Source organism: Streptomyces cavernae (assembly GCF_004023625.1).
GTDB lineage: Bacteria > Actinomycetota > Actinomycetes > Streptomycetales > Streptomycetaceae > Streptomyces > Streptomyces cavernae.
In genome coordinates this window covers 174209-195782 of record NZ_RPDJ01000007.1, presented here as the reverse complement: position 1 = coordinate 195782, position 21574 = coordinate 174209, and the positions used below count along the sequence as shown (strand labels likewise).

Genomic DNA, 21574 nt, shown 5'->3' with positions numbered 1-21574 from the left:
CAGCTCCACAACCCGGGCGCCGTCAGCCAACCAGACCGGTCGCCCCAGCCCACGAGCCCTGCGGCGTCAGCTCCACAACCCGGGCGCCGTCAGCCAACCAGACCGGTCGCCCCAGCCCACGAGCCCGGCGGCATCGGCCTCAGAGCCCGGCGGCATCTGCCAACAAGAGCAGTCGCCTTCGGCCCCACGGGCCCACGAGCCCTGCGGCGTCAGCCCACGAGGTTGTCGGCCATCTCTTCGGTGATGCTGGACTCGGTTCCCGGGATGCCGAGGTCCTGGGCTCGCTTGTCGGCCATGGCCAGCAGCCTTCGGATCCGTCCGGCGACCGCGTCCTTGGTCAGCGGCGGGTCGGCGAGCGCGCCCAGTTCCTCCAGGGAGGCCTGCTTGTGCTCCATGCGCAGCCGGCCGGCCGCGGCGAGGTGCTCGGGCACCTCCTCGCCGAGGATCTCCAGCGCCCGCTGCACCCGCGCGCCGGCCGCGACGGCGGCCCGCGCCGAGCGGCGCAGATTGGCGTCGTCGAAGTTGGCGAGCCGGTTCGCCGTGGCGCGCACCTCCCGGCGCATCCGCCGCTCCTCCCAGGCCAGCACCGACTCATGCGCGCCGAGGCGGGTCAGCAGGGCGCCGATCGCGTCCCCGTCCCGTACGACGACCCGGTCCACGCCCCGTACCTCGCGGGCCTTCGCGGCGATCGACAGCCGGCGGGCCGCGCCGACCAACGCGAGCGCGGCCTCCGGGCCCGGGCAGGTCACCTCGAGGGAGGACGAGCGGCCCGGCTCGGTGAGCGAGCCGTGGGCGAGGAACGCTCCGCGCCAGGCGGCCTCGGCGTCGCAGGTGGCCCCCGAGACCACCTGCGGCGGGAGCCCGCGGATCGGTCGGCCGCGGCCGTCCACCAGACCCGTCTGGCGGGCCAGCTGGTCACCGCCCGCCACCACCCGAACGACGTACCGCGAGCCGCGCCGCAGACCGCCCGGGGCCATCACGATCAACTCGGACGCATGACCGAAGATCTCCAGGATGTCCCGTTTGAGCCGCCGCGCCGCCATCGCGGTGTCCAGCTCCGCCTCGATAACAATCCGTCCGCTCACCAGGTGCAGCCCGCCGGCGAACCGCAGGATGGCCGAGACCTCCGCCTTTCTGCAGCAGGTCCGGGTGACGGGAAGACGGGAGATCTCGTCCTTCACCGCTGCCGTCATCGCCATGGGCCGATCCTTCCATGCATCCGAAAAATACGGTCGTACGCAGCGGCCAGCAGCTCCGGGTCATGCGTCGGGGAGCCGTCGGTCCGGGCCACCGGTGCCAGCTCGACCGCGGCCCCGAACCGTTCGGCGGCTGCGGTGAGCAACTCGCGGTCGGGCACGGCGGCCTCGTCGGCCAGCACCACGTCCAGGGCGAGTTTAGGGGCGTGTCGTCCCAAAACCTCCAAATGACGCTGCGGTGAGAACCCTTCGGTTTCGCCCGGCTGCGGGGCGAGGTTCAACGAGAGCACGCGGCGTGCCTTGGTCTCCGTGAGGGCGTCCAGCAGCTCGGGCACCAGTAGATGGGGGATGACGGAAGAGAACCAGGAACCGGGCCCGAGAACCACCCAGTCGGCGTCGAGGACCGCGGCGACGGCCTCGGGCACGGCGGGCGGGTTGTTCGGCACCAGGTGCACGGACTGCACCTCGCCCGGGGTGAGCGCGACCGTGGCCTGGCCCCGCACGGTGTCGATCTCGTCGGGCCGGGCGGGGTCGTGTCCTTTGACCAGTGCCTGGAGTTGCAGAGGTACGGCGGACATCGGAAGCACCCGGCCGTGGGCGCCCAGCAGTTTGCCGACCAGGTCGAGCGCCTGTACGTGATCGCCGAGCTGCTCCCACAGGGCGACGATCAGCAGATTGCCGACCGCGTGTTCGTGCAGGTCGCCCTTGGACTGGAAGCGGTGCTGGATGACCCGGGCCCAGGTCTGTCCCCAGTCGTCGTCGCCGCACAGCGCGGCCAGCGCCTTGCGCAGGTCGCCGGGCGGCAGCACGCCCAGCTCGTCGCGCAGGCGTCCGCTGGAGCCGCCGTCGTCGGCGACCGTGACGACCGCGGTGAGATCACCGGTGATGCGGCGCAGGGCCGCCAGGGAGGCGGACAGGCCCCTGCCGCCGCCGAGGGCGACGACCTTGGGCTGGGTGCCACGACGGCGCACCCGGCCGCCGCGGCCCTCGGGAGCGACGCGCCGCAGCGTGCTCAGCCGCAGGGAGCGTCTGGTCATTCGCGGCCCATGTCCCGGTGGACGACGACCGTCTCCACACCCTGGGCGGCGAGGCGCGCGGCGAGCTTCTCCGAGGTGGCGACGGAGCGGTGCTTGCCGCCGGTGCAGCCAACGGCGATGGTCACATATCGCTTGCCCTCGCGGCGGTAGCCCGCGGCGACGAGCTGGAGCAGTTCGGAGTACCGGTCGAGGAACTCCTTGGCGCCGGGCTGGTTGAAGACGTACGCGGCCACCTCCTCGTTGAGACCGGTGTACGGGCGCAGCTCCGGGACCCAGTGCGGGTTGGGCAGGAAACGCATGTCCACGACGAGGTCGGCGTCGACCGGAAGGCCGTACTTGAAGCCGAAGGACATGACGGTGGCCCGAAGCTCGGGCTCCTCCTCCCCCGCGAACTGGGCGTCCATCTTGGCCCGCAGCTCGTGCACGTTGAGGCTGGAGGTGTCGATCACCAGGTCGGCGTCGCCGCGCAGTTCGCGCAGCAGCTCGCGCTCGGCCGCGATGCCGTCGACGATGCGGCCGTCGCCCTGGAGGGGGTGCGGACGGCGCACGGACTCGAAGCGCCGCACGAGGGCTTCGTCGGAGGACTCCAGGAAGACGATCCGCCGGGTGACATGGCGGCTGTCCAGGTCGGCGAGGGACTCGCGGAGGTTGTCGAAGAAGCGGCGCCCGCGGACGTCGACCACGACCGCGATCCGGGCGACGTTGCCCTGCGAGCGGGCGCCGAGCTCCACCATGGTGGGGATCAGCGCGGGCGGCAGGTTGTCGACGACGAACCAGCCGAGGTCCTCAAGGCATTTGGCGGCGGTGGACCGCCCGGCGCCCGACATCCCGGAGATGATCACCAGCTCGGGGATGGCCGCCTCGGGTACCCCGGGTGATTCGATGGGCTTGCTCACCTGTGCTCCGTGCTCTTGGCGTTCCGGTCGTTCTCGGCCGTTCGGGGGCTCGGGGCCCTCTGGACGCTGTCGGCCTTCGTGGCCCTCTGGGTCGTTCATGTCTCCTGCCCCCGTGGTTCGTCCGGGGCGCCCGCGGTGACGGGCTCCTCCGGGGTGCCCGCCGTGGTCTCGGGCTCGTCGTCTTCCATGATCTCTCCGGTTGCTGTGTTCACGGCGGGTGCGGTGGGGGCCGCCCGCGCGAAGGCCGCGGCGACGGTCTCCGCGGTCTTGCGCCCTACGCCGGGCACTTCGCAGATCTGGTCGATTGTGGCCGACCGCAGCCTCTTCACCGAGCCGAAGTGCTTGATCAGGGCCTGCTTTCGGGTCTCACCGAGTCCCGCTACGTCGTCGAGGGGGCTCGCCCGGAACCGTTTGGCCCGCTTGGTGCGCTGGTAGGTGATCGCGAAGCGGTGCGCCTCGTCGCGCACGCGCTGCAGAAGGTACAGCCCTTCGCTGGTGCGGGGCAGCACCACCGGGTCGTCCTCGCCGGGCATCCAGACCTCTTCGAGGCGCTTGGCCAGACCGCAGACGGCGATGTCGTCGATGCCCAGCTCGTCCAGGGCCTTCTTGGCCGCCGCGACCTGCGGCTGTCCGCCGTCCACGACGACGAGCTGCGGCGGGTAGGCGAAGCGCTTGGGACGGCCGTCGTCCTCGGTCAGCGGGTTCTCGCCGTCGGTCCACTCCCCGGTCTGCTCCTTCTCCGCGAGGTAGCGCCGGAAGCGGCGGGTGATCACCTCGTGCATGGAGCGGACGTCGTCCTGGCCCCGGAATCCCTTGATCTGGAAGCGCCGGTACTCGCTCTTCCTGGCCAGCCCGTCCTCGAAGACGACCATGGAGGCCACCACGTCGTCGCCCTGGAGGTGCGAGACGTCGTAGCACTCGATCCGCAGGGGCGCGCTGTCCAGCTCCAGGGCGTCGGCGATCTCCTCCAGGGCACGCGAGCGGGTGGTCAGGTCGGATGCGCGCTTGGTCTTGTGCAGTACGAGCGCCTGCTGGGCGTTGCGCTGCACCGTCTCCATGAGGGCCTTCTTGTCGCCGCGCTGCGGTATGCGCAGGGAGACGTTGGACCCGCGGCGCTGGGTGAGCCACTGCTGAACCGGCTCCAGAGGGTCGGGCAGCGCCGGGACCAGCACCTCCTTGGGGACGGAGTCGCCGGTCTCCTCCCCGTAGAGCTGCTGGAGCGCGTGCTCGACGAGGTCGCCGGTGGTGACGGCCTCCACCTTGTCCGTGACCCAGCCCCGCTGGCCGCGCACCCGGCCGCCGCGGACGTGGAAGATCTGTACGGCCGCCTCCAGTTCGTCCTCCGCGACCGCCATCAGATCGGCGTCGGTCGCGTCGGCGAGCACCACCGCGTTCTTCTCCATGGCCCGCTTCAGGGCCTCGATGTCGTCCCGGAGGCGGGCGGCCCGCTCGTACTCCATCTCCTCGGCCGCCTCGGTCATCTGCTTCTCCAGACGACGGATGTACGTGCCGGTGCGGCCGGCCATGAAATCGCAGAACTCCTCGGTGAGTTCGCGGTGCTCCGCTGCGGAGACCCGGCCGACGCAGGGGGCCGAGCACTTGCCGATGTAGCCGAGCAGACAGGGGCGGCCGGTGCGCGCGGCGTTCTTGAAGACGCCGGCGGAGCAGGTGCGCACGGGAAAGACGCGCAGCAGGAGGTCGACGGTGTCCCGGATCGCCCACGCGTGCGCGTACGGCCCGAAGTAGCGGACACCCTTCTTCTTGTGACCGCGCATCACCTGCACGCGCGGGAACTCCTCGTTCATGGTCACCGCGAGGTAGGGGTAGCTCTTGTCGTCGCGGTACTTGACGTTGAAACGGGGGTCGAACTCCTTGATCCAGGAGTACTCCAGCTGCAGCGCCTCGACCTCCGTGGACACCACCGTCCACTCCACGGACGCGGCCGTGGTGACCATGGTGCGGGTGCGCGGATGGAGGCCCGCGAGGTCCTGGAAGTAGTTGGCCAGGCGGCTGCGCAGGCTCTTCGCCTTCCCGACGTAGATCACCCGGCGGTGCTCGTCACGGAACCTGTACACCCCGGGCGAGTCGGGAATCTGTCCCGGCTGGGGGCGGTAGCTGGAGGGGTCGGCCATGTCCACACCCTACTTGCGCGGAGTGACAGTGCGGCGGCCCTGTGGACAGCCCATACCCACCGGATCACGGGCCGGGTTCGGGGCGCCGTGCGGGCGAACCGCGGGCGAGGCCGAGGTGGGACGGGGGCGGGGCGAGAGCGCCGGTAAGGGGCGCTCCTCCAGCCGTACGCCCCTTACCAGGCAGCGCCTCTCCCCCGGTGCATTCCGCCGATCCCGTCGCCCCGTTTCGGCCATGTCCGCGGACCCCGGAGGTCGGCCCTCCGGAAACCCGGCGTCCGGTTTCCCGGAAGGGGGCTCCTCCGGGGCGCGGACGCGCCGACCTGCTGGAATCCGCGGTCGGCCGTACCGGGCAACGAGGATGCGGAATCACGCCACCCGCCCGGGACATGCCCCTGTTTCCGGTCCGCGAGGCAGGTAGATCGCCACGCTCGGGCACCGAATGTTGTCCGGTACCGATCAAAGCGCTTCAATGCGGGGTGACTTGGGACCCAGAACGGAAAGGCCCCTGCATGCGGTACGGCATACAGCACGCGGACCCCGCCCTGCCGAAATTGGAGACGGCTCTCGAAGGCGGCCCCTTCCACGTCGCGCTGCGCGCCGCGATCGCCGCCCGTGGACTGCCGCTGCAGCGCGTCCAGCACCATCTGACGCGATACGGCGTCAAGGTCGGCGTGACGAGCCTGAGTTACTGGCAGCAGGGCGCCCGGCGTCCGCAGCGCCCCGAGTCGCTGCGCGCCGTACGCGCCCTGGAGGAAATCCTCCAACTGCCGGACGAGTCCCTGATACGCCTGCTCGCACGGCCCGACGAACGCTGCGGTCCGGAGCGGCCGGCCCGTTCCTACCGTTCCCTGGTGGCGGCCTCCGGGGTACTGGAGCGACTGCTCGCCGAGTTGGAGGCCTCACCGGACGGCGGGCTGCACACCATCGGCCACCACGAGCACGTACGCATCGGCCCGCGGCGTGAGCTCGCCGCCCGGGACTCCCATCACATCGTGCGCGCCGCGCGGGACGGTGTGGACCGGTACGTGGCCGTCCACCACGGCGACCCGGGCTGCGCGCCCGACGGCATGACGGTGCGCGCGCTGGAGAACTGCCGTACCGGGCGGGTGCGCTGGCACGCGGAGACCGGGGTGGTCGTGGCCGAACTGCTCTTCGGCACCCGGCTGCGGGCGGGCGACACCTTTCTGTTCCGCTACTGCTTCGAGGACGGCACGGCCGGGCCCTCGAGCGAGTACGTACGCGGTTTCGGCCTCGCGGGCGGCCAGTACGCGCTGCAGGTCAGCTTCGCCGAGGAGGCCCTCCCGCTGCGCTGCCACCGCTTCACCCAGCACTCGGCGGCGGCCCCGCGCAGCGGCCGCCAGGAACTGCCGCTTAGCGGGCCGCACCACTCGGTGCACCTGGTGGAACCACGGGTGCGGTCGGGGATGGTCGGGATCGCGTGGGAGTGGGAGTGACGCCGGGACGCCTGGACGCTGGGGCGTCGGGACGCCAGGGCGTCGGTGCGTCGGGGCGTCGGGGCGTCGGGGCGTCGGGACATGGCTCGGTGACGAAATGAGGTCCGAGGGACCAGGTGATGACGTAAACGCTTGCGCAAGCGTTTACGTCCGGCCCCGGATGAGGTACGTTCCCGTCGACTGCACCGAGGCTTCCCGACGCCTGTCGTGCGACGGCCGTCCACGGGGGCTTCCGAGGTCGTCAGGGACTTCCTGAGGTCGGTGGAAGTGGGGGGCTTCCCGAGGTCGTCAGGGATCTCCTGAGGTTGTCAGGGCTTCCCGAGGTCGGCGGGGACTTCCCGAGGCCTTCCCGCGTCGAGAGGAACAGGTTCGGATGGCCACCATGGCCGATGTGGCCCGGCGCGCGGGTGTGTCCGTCGCGACGGTCTCGCACGTCCTCAACGACACCCGCCGGGTGCTGCCGGACACCCGCCGGGCGGTGCTCGACGCGATCGACGAGCTCGGCTACACGCCCAACACCCTCGCCCGCTCCCTGGTCACCTCCCGGACGCGGTCCATCGGCCTGGCGGTCTCGGCGATCAGCAATCCCTACTTCACGGAGATCCTCCAGGGTGTGGAGGCCGGGGCCCTGCGGCACGGCTACAGTCTGCTGATCGCCGATCCGCACGACGACCCCCGGCATGAGCGCACGGTCGTCCAACTGCTCCACGAGCGCCGTGTCGACGGCATGATCGTGGCTCCCTCGCCGGAGCCGGACGAACTGCTCGGCTACCTGGCACGCCACGCGGTACCGACGGTGTTCGTCGACCGGTTGGTAGGCGGGACGGACGAAGCCGGCCGGGACGAAGCCGACCGAGGCTCAGCCGACCGAATCGAAGCCGACGACGGGACGGGATTCCGTTTCGATCAGGTCGGCGCGGAGAACACCGAGCCGGTGGTGCGGCTCGTGGGACACCTCGCGGAGGCCGGGCACCGGCGGATCGGTCTGGTCGCGGGACTGCCCGGGCTGAGCACCACGACCGAGCGGACCGCAGGCTACCGGCGCGGTCTCGCCGCCGCCGGGCTGCCCTACGACGAGGACCTGGTGGCGCCCGGCAACTCCGAGGCGGAGTCGGCCGAGCGCGCGACCCGTGCCCTGCTCTCCGGCACCGCCCCGCCCACCGCGCTGATCACCGCCAACAACACGATGACGATCGGCGCCCTGCGCGCGCTGCGTGAGCGGAACCTGTCGGTTCCCGGTGACGTGGCGCTCTGCTGCTTCGACGACTTCTCCTGGGCAGACCTGTTCGAGCCCCGGCTCACCGCGGTCTCCCAGCCCAGCCGGGAGATCGGCGCCGAGGCCGTCCGGCTCCTGCTGGACCGGCTGGCCGCCCCCGGCCGCCCCTCCCGCACTCTCCGGCTGCCCTGCACCTTCGTCCACCGCACGTCGTGCGGCTGCTCCGGGAAAGGAACCGTCTCGTGATCGTCGTAGCCGGTGAGGCCCTGATCGACCTGGTACCGCAGGGAGCGGGCGCGCTCGCCGCGCTGAGTCCGCGCCTGGGCGGCGGCCCCTACAACACCGCCGTGGCCCTCGGCCGCCTCGGCTCCCCCACTGCCTTCTGCTCCCGCGTCTCCCACGACGCCTTCGGTGATGCCCTGCTCGACGGGCTGCGCGCGGCGGGTGTCGACGTCACGCAGGTACAGCGCGGCGGGGAACCGACGACGCTGGCGGTCGCGTCGATCGGAGCGGACGGCTCCGCACGCTACTCCTTCTACGTCGACGGCACGGCCGACCGGCTCTTCGACGGCGGGGTGGGCGGACTCCCCACCGGAGCGCGGGCGGTGTCCTTCGGCACGTGCTCGCTCGTCCTCGAACCGGGCGCGACCGCGTACGAGGAACTGATGCGCGGTGCTTCCGCGCGAGGTCTGTTCACGGCGCTGGACCCCAACATCCGGGCCGGTCTGATCCCGGACGCCGACGCCTACCGGGCCCGTTTCAAGAGCTGGCTCCCCTCGGTCTCGCTGCTCAAGCTCTCCCAGGAGGACGCCCAGTGGCTGGGCGGTTCGCCGCGCGAGTGGCTGGCGGCCGGACCGGCGGCCGTAGTGGTCACCCGGGGCGGCGACGGACTGACCGCGTTCACCCGGGACGGGACCGAGTACACCGTCCCCGGTGAACGGGTCGACGTGGTGGACACCATCGGCGCCGGCGACACAGTGAACGCGGCGCTGCTGCACGGCCTGGCCACCCGAGACGCGCTCTCCGCCGAAGCCCTGACCGGGCTGGGCGCCACGGGCTGGGGCGAACTGCTGCGGCTGGCCGCGCGCGCGGCGGCGATCACCTGTTCACGGGCGGGCGCGGAGCCGCCGTACGCCTCCGAACTGGCTTAGGACGCTCAGGTGGTTGCCACCGTTGCCGGCGCCACCGGCACGGCCACCGCCACGTCCGCGGGCCCGCGGAAGCACGGCACCGCCCCGGCAGCGGCGCGGGCGGCCGCGCTTTCGTCGGCTCCTTGAGCCTTGAGATCGCCAGGGCACCTACCGTAACGGTGAAGAAGGCGCTGCGCCGCGGGCGCGGCTTGTCCGCCCGCGGCGCAGCGCCTCCTCAGGCCTTGCGTGCCCGCGTGGTCTTCTGCGCGGGGACCTTCTTGGCGACCGTGTTGTTCACCGTCTTCTTCGCGGTCGCCCGGCCGGCAGGCACGGCCTTCCTTGCGGTGGTCTTGCGCGGGGCCTTGACGGAGGCCGCGTCACTGATCCGTTCGGCGCCGAGGATCTCGCGCAGGAACTTGCCGGTGTGGCTGGCCGGTACCGCGGCGACCTGCTCCGGGGTGCCCTCGGCGATGACGAGGCCACCGCCGCTGCCGCCCTCGGGCCCCATGTCGACGACCCAGTCGGCGGTCTTGATGACGTCGAGGTTGTGCTCGATGACGATGACCGTGTTGCCCTTGTCGACCAGGTCGGACAGCACCGAGATCAGCTTGCTGATGTCCTCGAAGTGCAGACCGGTGGTCGGCTCGTCCAGCACGTACACCGTGCGTCCCGTGGACCGCTTCTGCAGTTCGCTCGCGAGCTTCACGCGCTGCGCCTCACCGCCGGAGAGCGTCGGCGCGGGCTGACCGAGGCGGACGTACCCCAGGCCGACGTCGTTGAGCGTCTTCAGATGGCGGGAGATCGCGGGCACCGCCTCGAAGAACCCGAGTGCCTCCTCGATCGGCATGTCCAGGACTTCGGCGATGGACTTGCCCTTGTAGTGGACCTCCAGCGTCTCCCGGTTGTAGCGCGCCCCGTGGCAGACCTCGCAGGGGACGTACACGTCCGGCAGGAAGTTCATCTCGATCTTGATGGTGCCGTCACCGGAGCAGTTCTCGCAGCGACCGCCCTTGACGTTGAAGGAGAACCGGCCCGGCTGGTAGCCGCGCACCTTCGCCTCGGTGGTCTCCGCGAACAGCTTGCGAACGTGGTCGAAGACTCCGGTGTACGTCGCCGGGTTGGACCGCGGGGTGCGTCCGATGGGCGACTGGTCGACGTGGACGACCTTGTCGACGAGGTCGTCGCCGTCCACGCGCGTGTGCCTGCCGGGAACGCTGCGGGCACCGTTCAGTTCGCGCGCCAGGTGCGTGTACAGGATGTCGTTGACCAGCGTGGACTTGCCGGATCCGGAGACACCGGTGACGGCCGTGAGCACCCCCAGCGGGAACGACACGTCGATGTCCTGGAGGTTGTTCTCGCGGGCTCCGTGCACCGTGAGCCTGCGGGAGGGGTCGGCGGGGCGGCGGATGTCCGGTAGGGCGATGGACTTCTTGCCGGACAGGTACTGCCCCGTCACCGACTCCGCGTTGGCCAGCAGCTTCGTCAGCGGGCCGCTGTGCACGACCTTGCCGCCGTGCTCACCGGCGCCGGGGCCGATGTCGACGACCCAGTCGGCGACCTTGATGGTGTCCTCGTCGTGCTCGACGACGATCAGCGTGTTGCCCATGTCACGGAGGCGGACCAGCGTCTCGATCAGCCGGTGGTTGTCGCGCTGGTGCAGGCCGATGGAGGGCTCGTCGAGGACGTAGAGGACGCCGACCAGGCCGGAGCCGATCTGGGTGGCCAGGCGGATGCGCTGGGCCTCGCCGCCGGAGAGGGTGCCGGCCGCGCGGTTCAGGGAGAGGTAGTCCAGGCCGACGTCGACCAGGAACCGCAGCCGCTCGTTGACCTCCTTCAGCACCCGCTCGGCGATCTTCTTGTCGCGTGCGTCGAGCTTCAGCTCGCCCAGGAAGTCCGCGCAGTCACTGATGGACATCGCGGAGACCTCGGCGATCGACTTCTCCATGATGGTGACCGCCAGGACGATCGGCTTCAGGCGCGTGCCCTCACAGGTGGGGCAGGGCACTTCCCGCATATAGCCCTCGAAGCGCTCGCGGCTCGCGTCGCTCTCGGCCTCGCTGTGCCGCCGCTTCACGAAGGGCACCGCCCCTTCGAAGGGGGTCGTGTAAACCCGCTCGCGGCCGTAGCGGTTGCGGTAACGCACCTCGATCTGCGTCTTGTGGCCGTACAGCAGCGCCTTCTTCGCGCGCTGCGGCAGACCCGCGAAGGGAATGTCGGTGCGGAAGCCCAGTGCGTCGGCGAGGGCGCCGATGAGGCGGCCGAAGTAGTCCTTGGTGTGGCCGTGCGACCAGGGGTGGATGGCGCCCTCGTCGAGGGACTTCTCCTCGTCGGGGACGATCAGCTCGGGGTCGACCTCCATGCGCGTACCGATACCGGTGCACTCGGGGCAGGCTCCGAAGGGCGAGTTGAAGGAGAAGGAGCGGGGTTCGAGCTCCTCGAAGGACAGGTCGTCGTACGGGCAGTACAGGTGCTCCGAGTACATGCGCTCGCGCTCGGGGTCGTCCTCGGGGAGGTCGACGAAGTCGAGCACGACCATTCCGCCGGAGAGGCCGAGCGCGGTCTCCACGGAGTCGGTCAGCCGGCGCTTGGCGCTGTCCTTGACGGTGAGGCGGTCGACGACCACCTCGATGGTGTGCTTCTCCTGCTTCTTCAGCTTCGGCGGCTCGGTCAGCTGGATCGTCTGCCCGTCGACCCGGGCGCGGCTGTAGCCCTTGGTCTGGAGGTCGGCGAAGAGGTCGACGAACTCGCCCTTGCGTTCACGTACCAGCGGCGACAGCACCTGGAAGCGGCTGCCCTCCGGCAGTTCCAGAACCTTGTCGACGATGGCCTGCGGCGACTGGCGCGAGATGGGCCGGCCGCACTCGGGGCAGTGCGGCTTGCCGATGCGGGCGAACAGCAGGCGCAGGTAGTCGTAGACCTCGGTGATGGTGCCGACCGTGGAGCGCGGGTTGCGCGAGGTCGACTTCTGGTCGATGGAGACCGCCGGGGAGAGGCCCTCGATGAAGTCGACATCCGGCTTGTCCATCTGGCCGAGGAACTGCCGGGCGTACGAGGAGAGCGACTCCACGTAGCGCCGCTGGCCCTCGGCGAAGATCGTGTCGAACGCCAGCGAGGACTTGCCCGACCCGGACAGGCCCGTGAAGACGATGAGCGAGTCACGCGGGAGGTCGAGCGAGACATTCTTGAGATTGTGCTCGCGCGCGCCACGGACGATGAGACGGTCGGCCACGCCGGTCCGCACCTTTCTTGGGAGATGTGACAGGGGCGAGGCCCCCGTCCTTCACAGACTAGGGGGACCCACTGACAGCGCCGGTCTGGTTTCCCATTGGATGAGAACAATCCCGGTGGATGAGAACAATCCCGGACCACCCAGCATGCCCGACGCCTCGACCGAGCCTATAGCACGCACTTTCGATTTAGGGTCGGGGTGAGCCACCTTCACCCGATCGGGTGGCGGGACTATCGTCGGCGCCATGAACGATCATGTGCGCGACCTGGCGTCTGTACGTGACGCGACCGAGCGGCTGCTGACCGCAGCCGCGAAACTCGACGACGCGGCGGCCGCCGGGCCGTCCCGGCTGCCCGGCTGGAGCCGCGGCCATGTCCTCGCCCACCTCGCCCGCAACGCGGACGCGCTCGTGAACGTCCTCCGGGGGCGGCCCATGTACTCCTCGGAAGGCGCCCGGGACGCCGAGATCGAACGTGACGCGTCCCGCCCGCTCGAGGCACACCTCGCCGACCTGCGGGAGAGCGCGGCACGCTTCCAGGAGACGACGTCCGCCTACGCCGACTGGTCCCGCACGGTGGAACTGCGCAACGGCGTCACCGACACTGCCTCGCGCCTGCCCTTCCGGCGCTGGATCGAGATCGAGATCCATCACGCGGACCTCGGCATCGGCTACGAGCTGGAGGACCTGCCCGAGGAGTTCACCGAGCGGGAGATCACCTTCCTCGCCGACCGCTTCAGCGGGAGCCTCGGCGCGGGGGTGGCCCCGGTGCGCCTGACGGACGGCACGCGCGCGTGGCGCACGGGCCGGGCGGGCGAACCCGCGATCACGGTGACGGGGCCCGCACCCGACCTGCTGGGCTGGCTCGCAGGCCGGCGCGACGGATCGGCGCTGACCACCCACGGCGGCCCTCTCCCCGTCCTTCCCCCGCTGTAGGGTGACCGGTCCTTCGCTCGCTATAGGGTGACCGGTATGACGTACAGCGGAGCGGTGACGGTCGGCGGCCCTGCGGATGTGCATGAGCTGAAGGACCTGATGATCTCGAAGGTCGCGGTCGGCCCCATGAACAACAACGCCTATCTGCTGCGCTGCCGGGCCACCGACGAGCAACTGCTGATCGACGCGGCCAACGAGCCCGAGACGCTGCTGCGGCTGATTGGTGACGACGGCATCGCGTCCGTCGTCACCACGCACCGGCACGGCGACCACTGGCAGGCGCTCGAAGAGGTGGTGGCGGCCACGGGCGCGCGCACCTACGCGGGCCGCGACGACGCCGAGGGCATCCCCGTAGCGACCGATGTCCTCGTCTCGGACGGCGATGTGATCCGGGTGGGACGCGTGGAGCTCACCGCCCGCCACCTGGTGGGCCACACTCCGGGTTCGATCGCCCTGGTCTACGACGACCCGCATGGACACCCGCACGTGTTCACCGGGGACTGTCTGTTCCCGGGGGGCGTCGGCAACACCCGCAAGGACCCGGACGCCTTCGCCAGTCTGCTGCACGACGTGGAGACCAAGATCTTCGCCGTGCTGCCCGACGAGACCTGGGTCTACCCCGGCCACGGCAACGACACCACGCTGGGCGCGGAACGACCGCAGCTTCCGGAGTGGCGCGCGCGGGGCTGGTAGCCGCACAACGCCCTACCTCGACCCGCCGAAGGGCCAGGCCCAGGCTCCCGGTCCCGGGCCCGGCACCCCGGCCCCACGCACCGGTCAGTGCTCCCGCGGTCCTCACCCGCCCCGGCGATCGGCGTGCGGGCGCGGAAGTCCCCGCGCGGTCGCGCGCCCCGTGTGAAACGAGCGCACACGTTGGCGCCCCGCACGCGCTCCCCGCGCAGACGGTTGCGCGCTCAACTTGGTTCAGTACCGCACAGGATGACGGCTCCTGCGCGGTGGGCCGTCGGCCTCTCCGATCCCCGCCCTCGGCCGGCGGCCCCGCCGCGGTGGCGGCCGGCCTTGCGTGCGGTGCCGCCGCCACCCGGTGGTCGCCACCGTCCACAGGGCCCACCATCACCCGCAGGCCGAGCGACACCCACCGCCCGTCAAGCGTCCGCCGACGCCACCCCCGCCAGCGCCGCCACCCGCTCGACGCCGAACACGTACCCCTGCACCCCGCATCCGGCGATGACCCCGTCGGCGCGCAGGGAGACGTAGGAGTGGTGGCGGAACTCCTCCCGCTTGTGGATGTTGGAGATGTGGACCTCCAGCACCGGCAGCCCGTCACAGGTGTTGAGGGCATCCAGAATCGCGACGGAAGTGTGGGAGTAGGCGCCGGGGTTGATCACGATGCCGACGTGGTTCAGCCGTGCCTCGTGGATCCAGTCGACCAGTTCCCCCTCGTGGTTGGACTGGCGGAAGTCCACCGTGCCGCCGTGTGCCGCCGCAGCCTTCGCGCACAGCGCCTCCACGTCGGCGAGCGTGTCGGAGCCGTAGATCTCGGGCTGGCGCTGGCCGAGCAGGTTCAGGTTGGGCCCGTTGAGGATCATGATGGGGGCGTTGGCGAGAGTGCGGGGCACTGTTCCTCCGGTCCTGTGGCCCGAGCCATGTGCACAGGCTCGAAGGCTGTGTTCGTAGCTCCGGTTTATCACGGTGCGACGACACGTGAGCGGGCCGTAGGCTCCGCTCATGACAAGCGCGTTACCCGTACCGGTGTACCCGCCCAAGCCCGCGCCCGGGGACCGTATCGCGGTGATCTCCCCGTCCGCCGGGCTGCCGGGGCTCTTTCCGCTCCCGTACGAACTGGGACTCGAGCGGCTGCGGAAGGAGTTCGGGCTCGAACCGGTCGAGTATCCGGCGACCCGGGTGATGGGCGCGAGCCCACGGGCGCGTGCCGACGACATCCACGCGGCCTTCGCCGATCCGACCGTGAAGGCGGTGATCGCGAGCATCGGCGGAGACGACCAGATCACGGTGCTGCCGTTCCTCGACCGGGAGTTGCTGCGGGCCAACCCGAAGCCGTTCTTCGGTATGAGCGACAACACCAACCTGCTGGCGTACCTGCGCACCAGCGGGATCGTCGGTTACCACGGCGCGACCGTCATGTGCGAACTGGGCCGCCCGGGAGCCATGGCCCCGCTCACCGCCGACTCCCTGCGGGCCGCGCTGTTCTCGTCGGGACCGTACGAACTGCGGCCCGCGGAGCGGTTCCGGGATGTGGACCTGCCCTGGGAGGACCCGGAGAGCTTTGCCTCGGAGCCGCCCACGGAGGAGGGCACCGGCTGGACGTGGCACGGCCCCGAGCGGGTGGTGGAGGGCCGCTCCTGGGGCGGCAACATCGAGATTCTGTCCTGGCTGCTGATGGCCGACCGGGAGATCGTCGACGAATCCGCGGGCGGAGTGCTGTTCCTGGAGACTTCCGAGGACATGCCCGGCGCCGACGAAGTGTTCCGGATCCTGCGCAGCATGGGTGAACGGGGACTGCTCGGCGCTTTCCCGGCCCTGCTGTGGGGCCGCCCCAAGCGATGGTCCTTCGACAGGCCCAACGACACCGAGGCGAGGCTGCGTTACGCGCGGGACCAGCGGGAGGCCGTGCTGCGGGCCGTGGACAGGTACGCCCCGGAGACGATGGTCGTCTTCGACGTGGACTTCGGTCACACGGACCCCCAACTCGTCATCCCCTATGGAGGACTGGTCCGCGTGGACGGCGCGGCCCGGCGCGTGACCGTCACCTACTGATCTCGTACGCGCCCCCGCACGCCCCCGTAACCGTCGATCACGGTGGGTAGTTGTCGCGGCATGCGCGATGCACGGTCCGTGAGAAGACCCTCCATGTTCCGGCTGGCGACGGCCTCGCTCGCCGGGACGGCCATCGAGTTCTACGACTTCTTCATCTACGGGACCGCGGCCGCCCTGGTCCTGGGACCGCTGTTCTTCCCCACGTTCTCCCCGGTCGCGGGCACCCTCGCGGCCTTCGCGACGTTCGGGGTGGGCTTCGTGGCCCGGCCGCTCGGTTCCGTGCTGTTCGGGCACATCGGGGACCGGCACGGACGGCGGCCGGTCCTGGTCGTCTCCCTGTTGCTGACCGGCGCGGCGACCGTCGCCGTCGGCTGCGTTCCGACGTACGACGCGATCGGTGTGACCGCTCCCGTACTCCTGCTGGTGCTGCGCTTTCTGCAGGGTCTCGGACTCGGCGGTGAGTGGGGCGGGGCCGTGTTGCTGACCACGGAGCACGCGCCCGCCGATCGGCGCGGGCTGTGGTCGAGCTTCCCGCAGATCGGCCCGGCGGTGGGATTCCTGCTCGCCAACGGCGTGATGCTGGGCCTGTCGGCGACGCTCTCGGAGGCCCAGTTCGCGTCCTGGGGGTGGCGGGTGCCGTTCTGGGCCGCGGGGGTGCTCGCGGCGGCGGGGCTGTGGCTGCGCAGTTCGCTCGCGGAGAGCCCCGACTTCCTGGGGATCGAGCGGCCCGTGCGGGTGCCGCTCGCCGCAGTGGTGCGCGGCCACTGGCGGCTCGTTCTGCTGACCGCCGGCGGACTCGCCATCGGTTACGCCGTGTTCTACGCGGTGACGACCTGGTCCCTGGCGTACGGCGTGGAACGGCTCGGGTTGAGCCGCACGGTCATGCTGGCCTGCATCATGGCGGCCGTGGTCGTGAAGGGCGCTCTGACGCCGCTGATGGCGGTCCTCGGCGACCGCTACGGTCGGCGCCCACTGTGTCTCGTGGGCTCCGCCGCCACCACGCTGTGGATGTTCCCGATGATCGGACTGCTGTCGACCGGTGAGCCGTTGCTGATGTTCCTGGGTTTCGTGGTCGCGATGATCGCGTTCATCACGATGTTCGCGGTGATCGCCGCGTATCTGCCCGAGCTGTACGAGCCCCGGGTGCGCTGTACGGGCGCCGCGGTGGGCTACAACCTGGGCGGGGTGCTGGGCGGGGCGCTCACGCCGATCGTGGCGACCGCGGTGGCCGAGGGGCCCGGGGTGCCGTGGGGCGTGGCCGCGTATCTGACGGCGATCGGGCTGCTGAGCCTGGCGTGCTTCGCCCTGCTGCCGGAGACCCGGCCGGTGCCGACCGTGGTCGCCGCGCAGCCGGAGCCCGAGCCGACGTGAGGTCCGCCGCGTGGCACACACGCTGGGCCGCCCCGAGGGGCGGCCCAACCGGGTCATGTGACCGTCGGCGCTGTGCCTACTTCACGTCGATGCTGTCCTTCTGCGTCCCCTCCGCTTCCGCGGGCTGTCCACCCTGCTCGGTCGCGGCCTGCTTCCTGGAGGCCATCAGGCTGGTGATCGTGGTGACGATCAGGACGGTGCAGATGACGCCCAGCGAGACCGGGATGGAGATCTCCGGGACGTGGACACCCGACTCGTGCAGCGCGTGCAGCACCAGCTTGACGCCGATGAAGCCCAGGATGATCGACAGGCCGTAGCTGAGGTGGACCAGCTTCTTCAGCAGACCGCCGATGAGGAAGTACAGCTGCCTCAGACCCATCAGCGCGAACGCGTTGGCCGTGAAGACGATGTACGGATCCTGCGTCAGACCGAAGATCGCCGGGATGGAGTCGAGCGCGAAGAGCACGTCGGTGGTGCCGATGGCCAGCATCACGACCAGCATCGGCGTCATCACGCGCTTGCCGTTCTGCTCGATCCACAGCTTGGTGCCGTGATACCGGTCGGCCACGCCGAACCGCCGCTCGGCCGCCTTGAGGAGCTTGTTCTCCTCGTACTCCTCCTCCGGCTCGTCGGCTCGGGCCTCCTGGATCAGCTTCCACGCGGTCCAGATCAGGAACGCGCCGAAGATGTAGAACACCCACGCGAAGCTGGCGATGATCGCGGCACCGGCCGCGATGAATATCGCGCGCAGCACGAGCGCTATGAGCACACCGACGAGCAGTACGCGCTGCTGGTACTGCGAGGGGACCGCGAACTTCCCCATGATGAGGACGAACACGAAGAGGTTGTCGACGCTCAGCGACTTCTCGGTGATGAAGCCGGCGAAGAACTCCCCGGCGGGCTGTCCGCCGGCGAACACGAGCAGGCCCAGCCCGAAGAGAGCGGCCAGCACGATCCAGACGACGGTCCAGATCCCTGCTTCCTTGATCGACACGTCATGGGGCTTGCGGCCGATGAAGAAGTCGACCGCGATGAGCGCGGCCAGCCCCAGAACAGTCACGGCCCAAAGGGCCATCGAAACATCCACTGCGCCTCCGGCAGTACGTAACGGCAAATGTCAGCGTCGTCGCCACCGGAGGTCTCTTCCACCCGGGACGGCCGGGGCGCGGAATGCGCCCGGTGTCCTCGGGCCGACGCCCCGGGATCCAGCCGGATCCGTATTGACGGGTGCGCCGCAACACGTAGGAGTACTCCCCTCCGTGAGAAAGACAGTACCCCAATCACCAAGGAATGGTAAAGGTTTAGGTAAAAGAAGCTCCAAATTGCCAGCTCAGAGCACTTTGCAAGGTCTTGGTGGAGAGGTTGCCGACCGCCGTGGGTCAGTGGTTCCAGGGCCGCCGGGCCTCGGCGACCCGGGTGAGCACCAGCTGCAGCACCTCGCTGCCGGCCGGCACGAGCGACGGCTGATACGTCCAGGCATGACCCACCCAGGGGTCGGCGAGGTGATCGTCGGGAAGCGGGGTGAGTCGCAGGAGCGAACGCCACAGCGGGTCGAGCAACGGCCCGTACGCGGAGGCTTCCTCTCGGTCGGCGACCATCATCAGATGCACGCCGACGGCGGGGCCCTCGTCCGCGAGATAGCGCAGCTGGGTCACCGCGCGGTCGTCGAAGCCGTGCGGGAAGTCATTGACGATCAGCAGTTGTTCGGACGTGTCGAAACCCGGCGGCAGCGAGTCGGCCGCGCCCCCGCGGACCGCCATCTGCACCAGGTCGACACGCTGGGTGAGCCGGGCCAGCACGTCCGTGACGCCCGCCGCCCCCGCGGCGGGCGGACCGGCCAGCACCCCGGACCGCACCAGCGGCGCCAGCGCGTCCGCACCCGAGCCCGCCGGGTCGATGACGTGCACCGTGAACTCGCCCGCCGGGTAGACCGCGAGGAGCCGCGCCGCGTGCGCCACTGCGGTGGTCATGGCCAGTCGGCGTGTTTCGTCCGAGTCGACGAGCACGGCGTCCGTGGAACCCGAGCGCCCGCTGTCGATCCACAGACCCCGTTCCAGCGGGAGCCGCACCAGCATCGGGATGCTCAGCCCACCGCTCTCGGGCAGCCGTAGATCGCCCAGGCGCAACGCCATCGGTATCTCCATCGGGACCCGGTAGGCGTGCCAGACCGGGTTGTCCCAGCTCGCGAAGGCCGGCGGCAGCGCGGGCTCCACGACATCGGCCTCGGCGGTGAGCTGCGCGAGGTCTCGGTCGAGGGCCGCCCGGGCCTGGTCGACGAGTTGGGTCCGCTTGGCGCGGGCCGCCTCGCGGGCGGCGTCTCCCTGGCCGCCGATCCGGCTGCGCGGGTCGGAGAGGATCTTGTCGAGCTCCTGCTCCATACGGGACTCGGCGAAGTCCACCGCGCTGCGATACGCGGCCGTGGTGCGGGCGAGGTCCTCGAACATGCCCCACACCTGGTTGTAGAGCCGCTCCTCCATGGACCAGCCGGTCGCGTCGCCCGCCACGGGCTGGGCGGGCTGTCCGGGCTGGGCCGGGGGCGCGGTCGGCGGGGGCGGCGGAGGGGCCGCGGTCTGCCGGCCGGGGTGGCTGTAGTTGATGCCGCCGCCGGGCACGGGCGGCGGGCTGACGGCGCCCGGGTCGGATGCCGGGTGCCCTCCCGGGTAGCCGGGCTGCGGGGCTCCCTGGCCGGCTCCCTGCCCGGGGGCGCCCGGCAGGCCCATCTGGGGGCCCGTTCCCGCTGGGTAGCCGCCTTGAGGTGCTCCTTGGCCGCCGGGGTATCCCGCCTGTGGCACGGCGTGCCCCGAGGCGCCCTGTGCGCCGGCGTGCCGTGCGCGGTCCGACTCCGGAGTACGCGGCGGAGGTGCCGCCACGGAACGGGCCATGCCCTGGGCCACCGCTTCGTTGATCGTGCTCGCGAACTGCTGCGCCTGGGCGAGGCCCTGGTCGGTGAGCATGGCCGCGAGGCCGCCCGCGTACCCCTGGCCGACGGCGCGCACCTTCCAGGCACCCTGCCTGCGGTAGAGCTCCAGGGCGACGACGGCGGACTCGGACTCCAGGCCGGTGATGGTGTAGCTGGCGACCTCGGAGCCGTCGAGTCCGGTGACCGCGACGAAGGGGGCGGCGTGCGCGCCGAACCGCACCGGACCGCCGCCCACACCGACCGGCAGGGCCAGCAGCACGCTCACCCGGTGCACGGCCTGCGGCAGGGCGTCGAGGTCGACCGCCAGGCGGTGGTCGGCGGCGGCCTGCTTGGAGACCTCGAGGCCGGGCAGCGAGGGTGCGCCCGGGTGGGCCACCCATTCGACGCCGTGCACTTGGCCGCGCTCGTCGCCGAGCGTGGCGCCGGCCACGATCGGCGTGCCGGCCGAAACCCGGATCTCCAGACGGGCCTGGGGAAGCGGATGGTTCTGCCCCCGGACCAGCTCGGCCGTCATCGCCTCTGTCCCCCTGTGTCGATGTCCCTGTGTTCGGTGCCGGTGCGCCTACAGGTGCGGCAGCATCGCCGGCATCAGGTCCTGGAAGGTGCGGCCATTGGCCGGGGTTCCGAGGGCCGTCATCTGCCAGCCGCCTCCCGAACGGTGCACCTTCGCCATGATCTGGGCGGTGTAGTTGCCGCCGCCGTCCAGCGTGTAGCGCGCCAGCTCCTGGCCGTTGGTCTCGTCGACCAGGCGGCAGAAGGCGTTCTGCACCTCCTGGAACGTCTGGCCCGTGAAGGAGTTCACGGTGAAGACGATCTGGTCGATGTGGACCGGCACGCGGGAGAGGTCGACGAGGATCGCCTCGTCGTCGCCGCCCTGGCCCACACCGCCGACGAGGTTGTCCCCGGTGTGCCGTACGGAGCCGTCGTCGCTGACGAGGTGGCGGAAGAACACCACGTCGACCGGCTGCTTGTCCGCGAAGAGCACCGCGGAGGCGTCGAGGTCGATCTCGCGGGTGCGCGAGCCGAACAGGCCGCGCCGCGGGGCCGCCTGCCAGCCGAGTCCCATGCGCACCGCGGTCAGGGCGCCTCCGTCGTTCTTCTGCAGACTGATGGCCTGACCCTTGGTCATGTTGACCGTCACGCGCGATCCCCTCTCGAACCGTCCCCTGTTGCCGCAGAACGTGCGGTTGCTCAGAACCCTACGCAGGGGCACTGACGGTGCCGAACCCTGGTTCGCACTTTGTGTCGGTCTTGCAACACACCGCGTCTGGACGGTGACTCCCCGGCCCTCCCTGCCAGGGCCTCCGACCCGCGGTGGCC

The 21574-nt window shown here is 70.7% G+C and carries 16 protein-coding genes; 7 read left to right on the top strand and 9 right to left on the bottom strand.

Annotated features, from left to right (window positions below; all coding sequences use genetic code 11):
* Nucleotides 1-209: 209 nt before the first annotated feature.
* The 4 genes from whiA to uvrC are packed head-to-tail and all read right to left on the bottom strand — an operon-like array spanning nucleotide 210 to nucleotide 5261.
* A complete protein-coding gene (gene whiA / locus EF387_RS19320; RefSeq protein ID WP_128377823.1) occupies nucleotides 210-1199 on the bottom strand; it encodes a DNA-binding protein WhiA in 990 nt (329 codons plus the stop codon).
* Complete coding sequence (locus EF387_RS19315) at nucleotides 1190-2233, bottom strand: gluconeogenesis factor YvcK family protein (RefSeq protein WP_128377822.1); 1044 nt, start codon at nucleotides 2231-2233, stop codon at nucleotides 1190-1192. The genes whiA and EF387_RS19315 overlap by 10 nt, the downstream gene beginning before the upstream one ends.
* A complete protein-coding gene (gene rapZ, locus EF387_RS19310) occupies nucleotides 2230-3228 on the bottom strand; it encodes an RNase adapter RapZ (RefSeq protein ID WP_128377821.1) in 999 nt (332 codons plus the stop codon). Before rapZ ends, EF387_RS19315 begins: the two co-directional genes overlap by 4 nt.
* Entirely contained in the window at nucleotides 3225-5261 is a 2037-nt protein-coding gene (gene uvrC, locus EF387_RS19305) for an excinuclease ABC subunit UvrC (protein WP_128377820.1), read from the bottom strand. Before uvrC ends, rapZ begins: the two co-directional genes overlap by 4 nt.
* A gap of 509 nt (nucleotides 5262-5770) precedes the next feature.
* Between uvrC and EF387_RS19300 the strand changes: the two genes are divergently transcribed.
* From EF387_RS19300 to EF387_RS19290, 3 genes are all read left to right on the top strand, one after another.
* Entirely contained in the window at nucleotides 5771-6715 is a 945-nt protein-coding gene (locus EF387_RS19300) for a hypothetical protein (RefSeq protein WP_128377819.1), read from the top strand.
* Between the two features lie 373 nt (nucleotides 6716-7088).
* Nucleotides 7089-8177, top strand: a complete 1089-nt coding sequence (locus tag EF387_RS19295) for a LacI family DNA-binding transcriptional regulator (protein WP_128377818.1) — start codon at nucleotides 7089-7091, stop codon at nucleotides 8175-8177.
* A complete protein-coding gene (locus EF387_RS19290) occupies nucleotides 8174-9082 on the top strand; it encodes a carbohydrate kinase family protein (protein WP_128377817.1) in 909 nt (302 codons plus the stop codon). Before EF387_RS19295 ends, EF387_RS19290 begins: the two co-directional genes overlap by 4 nt.
* Before the next feature lie 214 nt (nucleotides 9083-9296).
* Here EF387_RS19290 and uvrA read toward each other — a convergent pair whose 3' ends face one another.
* Nucleotides 9297-12290, bottom strand: coding sequence for an excinuclease ABC subunit UvrA (gene uvrA, locus EF387_RS19285; RefSeq protein WP_128377816.1), 2994 nt, complete (start codon nucleotides 12288-12290; stop codon nucleotides 9297-9299).
* Between the two features lie 244 nt (nucleotides 12291-12534).
* Here uvrA and EF387_RS19280 point away from each other — a divergent pair, with 244 nt between their 5' ends.
* Entirely contained in the window at nucleotides 12535-13224 is a 690-nt protein-coding gene (locus EF387_RS19280; protein WP_128377815.1) for a maleylpyruvate isomerase family mycothiol-dependent enzyme, read from the top strand.
* A 36-nt stretch (nucleotides 13225-13260) separates the two neighbouring features.
* The gene (locus EF387_RS19275; RefSeq protein WP_128377814.1) at nucleotides 13261-13917 is read left to right on the top strand and encodes an MBL fold metallo-hydrolase; all 657 of its coding nucleotides are present in this window, start codon (nucleotides 13261-13263) and stop codon (nucleotides 13915-13917) included.
* Nucleotides 13918-14330: 413 nt separating this feature from the next.
* On the opposite strand, the gene aroQ is transcribed toward EF387_RS19275, so the two are convergent.
* Nucleotides 14331-14804 (bottom strand): type II 3-dehydroquinate dehydratase, encoded by a 474-nt coding sequence (aroQ, locus tag EF387_RS19270; RefSeq protein WP_128377813.1) that lies wholly within the window; start codon nucleotides 14802-14804, stop codon nucleotides 14331-14333.
* Nucleotides 14805-14913: 109 nt separating this feature from the next.
* On the opposite strand from aroQ, the gene EF387_RS19265 reads away from it, so the two are divergent.
* Nucleotides 14914-15963 carry a S66 family peptidase gene (locus tag EF387_RS19265; protein ID WP_128377812.1) on the top strand — a complete coding sequence of 350 codons (1050 nt, stop codon included), beginning with the start codon at nucleotides 14914-14916 and terminating at the stop codon, nucleotides 15961-15963.
* 93 nt (nucleotides 15964-16056) lie between these two features.
* The gene (locus EF387_RS19260; protein ID WP_128377811.1) at nucleotides 16057-17334 is read left to right on the top strand and encodes an MFS transporter; all 1278 of its coding nucleotides are present in this window, start codon (nucleotides 16057-16059) and stop codon (nucleotides 17332-17334) included.
* Between the two features lie 76 nt (nucleotides 17335-17410).
* Here the strand turns inward: EF387_RS19260 and EF387_RS19255 are convergent, their stop codons facing one another.
* The 3 genes from EF387_RS19255 to EF387_RS19245 all read right to left on the bottom strand — a co-directional run bounded on the left by EF387_RS19255 (nucleotide 17411) and on the right by EF387_RS19245 (nucleotide 21395).
* A complete protein-coding gene (locus EF387_RS19255) occupies nucleotides 17411-18421 on the bottom strand; it encodes a TerC/Alx family metal homeostasis membrane protein (protein ID WP_128377810.1) in 1011 nt (336 codons plus the stop codon).
* Nucleotides 18422-18713: 292 nt separating this feature from the next.
* On the bottom strand, nucleotides 18714-20768 hold the full coding sequence (locus EF387_RS19250; protein ID WP_128377809.1) for a TerD family protein: 2055 nt from the start codon (nucleotides 20766-20768) through the stop codon (nucleotides 18714-18716).
* Between the two features lie 48 nt (nucleotides 20769-20816).
* Complete coding sequence (locus tag EF387_RS19245; protein ID WP_128377808.1) at nucleotides 20817-21395, bottom strand: TerD family protein; 579 nt, start codon at nucleotides 21393-21395, stop codon at nucleotides 20817-20819.
* Nucleotides 21396-21574 lie beyond the last annotated feature (179 nt).

What these genes read in the sequence shown, in the direction of transcription:
- whiA (WP_128377823.1), bottom strand. Translation starts at nt 1,199, where the DNA reads ATGGCGATGACGGCAGCGGTGAAGGACGAGATCTCCCGTCTTCCCGTC.
- EF387_RS19250 (WP_128377809.1), bottom strand. Translation starts at nt 20,768, where the DNA reads ATGACGGCCGAGCTGGTCCGGGGGCAGAACCATCCGCTTCCCCAGGCC.
- rapZ (WP_128377821.1), bottom strand. Translation starts at nt 3,228, where the DNA reads ATGAACGACCCAGAGGGCCACGAAGGCCGACAGCGTCCAGAGGGCCCC.
- EF387_RS19275 (WP_128377814.1), top strand. Translation starts at nt 13,261, where the DNA reads ATGACGTACAGCGGAGCGGTGACGGTCGGCGGCCCTGCGGATGTGCAT.
- EF387_RS19260 (WP_128377811.1), top strand. Translation starts at nt 16,057, where the DNA reads ATGTTCCGGCTGGCGACGGCCTCGCTCGCCGGGACGGCCATCGAGTTC.
- EF387_RS19300 (WP_128377819.1), top strand. Translation starts at nt 5,771, where the DNA reads ATGCGGTACGGCATACAGCACGCGGACCCCGCCCTGCCGAAATTGGAG.
- EF387_RS19265 (WP_128377812.1), top strand. Translation starts at nt 14,914, where the DNA reads ATGACAAGCGCGTTACCCGTACCGGTGTACCCGCCCAAGCCCGCGCCC.
- EF387_RS19280 (WP_128377815.1), top strand. Translation starts at nt 12,535, where the DNA reads ATGAACGATCATGTGCGCGACCTGGCGTCTGTACGTGACGCGACCGAG.
- uvrC (WP_128377820.1), bottom strand. Translation starts at nt 5,261, where the DNA reads ATGGCCGACCCCTCCAGCTACCGCCCCCAGCCGGGACAGATTCCCGAC.
- EF387_RS19295 (WP_128377818.1), top strand. Translation starts at nt 7,089, where the DNA reads ATGGCCACCATGGCCGATGTGGCCCGGCGCGCGGGTGTGTCCGTCGCG.
- EF387_RS19315 (WP_128377822.1), bottom strand. Translation starts at nt 2,233, where the DNA reads ATGACCAGACGCTCCCTGCGGCTGAGCACGCTGCGGCGCGTCGCTCCC.